Origin of the sequence: Kitasatospora sp. A2-31 (genome assembly GCF_022288725.1) — a bacterium.
In the GTDB taxonomy this organism is placed as follows: domain Bacteria; phylum Actinomycetota; class Actinomycetes; order Streptomycetales; family Streptomycetaceae; genus Kitasatospora.
In genome coordinates this window covers 1-1,963 of record NZ_JAKNTA010000102.1, presented here as the reverse complement: position 1 = coordinate 1,963, position 1,963 = coordinate 1, and the positions used below count along the sequence as shown (strand labels likewise).

The 1,963-nt window shown below is 73.4% G+C and carries 1 protein-coding gene and 1 pseudogene; both read left to right on the top strand.

All coding sequences use genetic code 11. The features are described from left to right. Window positions 1-407, top strand: a pseudogene (locus MCM47_RS39870) (sugar transporter); the annotation flags it as partial. 215 nt (window positions 408-622) lie between these two features. Further along, complete coding sequence (locus MCM47_RS39865) at window positions 623-1,681, top strand: SIS domain-containing protein (protein WP_238865355.1); 1,059 nt, start codon at window positions 623-625, stop codon at window positions 1,679-1,681. The last annotated feature ends 282 nt before the right edge of the window (window positions 1,682-1,963 follow it).

Genomic DNA, 1,963 nt, shown 5'->3' with positions numbered 1-1,963 from the left:
CGGTCAAGATGGCCACCATGCCCGGCCCGGGCGGCAAGCCGCTGCCGACCTTCATCGGCGGGTCGGACCTCGCCGTCACCGCGAAGTCCCCGGTGGCCGCCCTGGCGGCGGACTGGATCCGGATGTTCACCGGCACCAAGTCGCAGCAGGCGCTGGCGGACCGGGACATCCTGCCGAACAACCTGACCCAGCTGGGCCCGCTGAAGAACAAGCCGGCCACCGCGGCCGCGGCCAACGCGGTGCCGGACGCGTGGTTCACCCCGCTGGCACCCGGCTGGGGCGCGATCGAGAAGCAGAAGATCCTGCCGGACATGCTCACGGCGATCCTCAAGAACAACAAGCCGATCGACCAGGCCACCAAGGACGCGGACGCCGCGATCGACCAGCTGATCAACAAGGCCGGCTGACCCGCCGCCGCGGAGCCGCGGGGCCCGGCCCGACCCCTCCCCACCAGCGGGGGAGGGGCCCGGGTCGGCGCCTCGACTGTGCTCCCGGGTGGGGGTCCCCGTAGGATTGCCGCAGGAAACACCGCAGCGAGTGTGCGGACTCGCCGCCGTAGAGGTCCCCACCGGGCATCCCCGCCCGCGTGGGGTGGAACCATCTCATCGGAGGCACACCCAAGATGTCCGACACGCAGACTGTCCCCGTCCCCGGCCGGATCATGGCGGCGGAGATGGCCGAGCAGCCGGCCGTCCTCCAGCGCATCCTCGACGAGGGCGCGCCGAAGATCTTCGAGATCGCGGCCGAGATCGCCGCCCGCAACCCGCGCTTCGTCCTGCTGACCGCCCGTGGCACGTCCGACAACGCGGCGCTCTACGCGAAGTACCTGATCGAGATCCTGCTCGGCAAGCCGGCCGGCCTGACCTCGATGTCGACCACCACCGCGTACGGGGCCAAGCCGGACCTCACCGACGTGCTGGTGATCACCGTCAGCCAGTCCGGCGGTTCGCCGGACCTGGTGGCCTCCACCAAGGCGGCCCGCGAGGCCGGCGCCATCACCCTGGCCGTCACCAACAACGCGTCCTCGCCGCTGGCCGAGGTCTCCGAGTTCCACATCGACGTGCTGGCCGGCCCGGAGAAGGCGCTGCCCGCCACCAAGACCTACACGGCCGAGCTGCTGGCGCTCTACCTGCTGGTCGAGGGCCTGCGCGGCGGCGACGGCGCGGCCGCGAAGGAACTGCCGTCGCTGGCCGCCGGCATCCTGGCCCGCCAGGCCGAGGTGAAGGCGCTGGCCGAGCGCTACCGCTTCGCCCAGCGCCTGGTCATCACCTCGCGCGGCTACGGCTACCCGACCGCCCGTGAGGCGGCGCTCAAGCTGATGGAGACCACCTACATCCCGGCCTCCCCGTTCTCCGGCGCCGACCTGCTGCACGGCCCGCTGGCCATGGTGGACAACGTCTCCCCGGTCATCGCGATCGTCCCGGACGGCAAGGGCGGCGAGGCCCTGCAGCCGGTCCTGGACCGCCTGCGCGGCCGCGGCGCGGACCTGGTGGTCATCGGCCAGCAGGCACAGGTGGAGGTCGCCTCGGCGGGCTTCGCGCTGCCGGCCGGCGTGCCCGAGGAGGTCCAGACGATCCTGGAGATCCTGCCGCTGCAGCTGCTGGCCTACGAGGTCACCATCGCCCGCGGCCAGGACCCGGACGCCCCCCGCGCCCTCGCCAAGGTCACCGAGACGCACTGATCTGTCGCCCGCTCGCCTCCGGGCCGCTCCTGGCCCGGGGCCGACGGTCGGCGCTCCAACGTCCCTCGTGCCTCGGGTCGTCCTCGCTTCTCCCTTTCGGCCCCGGCGCGGTCCTTCGGCTCGGGGCGGGGTCGCCCGCTCGCCTCCGGGCCGCTCCTGGCCCGGGGCCGACGGTCGGCGCTGCGGTGCCGGTCGTCGCCCGGGCGGCGTGCGCAAGGCCGAGCCCCCGTCCACAGGGTGTGGACGGGGGCTCGGCCTTTGAGCGGCTGGGGAAGCCGGGTG

Excerpts from the sequence above, each read along its gene's own strand:
- MCM47_RS39865 (WP_238865355.1), top strand. The coding sequence starts at position 623 with ATGTCCGACACGCAGACTGTCCCCGTCCCCGGCCGGATCATGGCGGCG.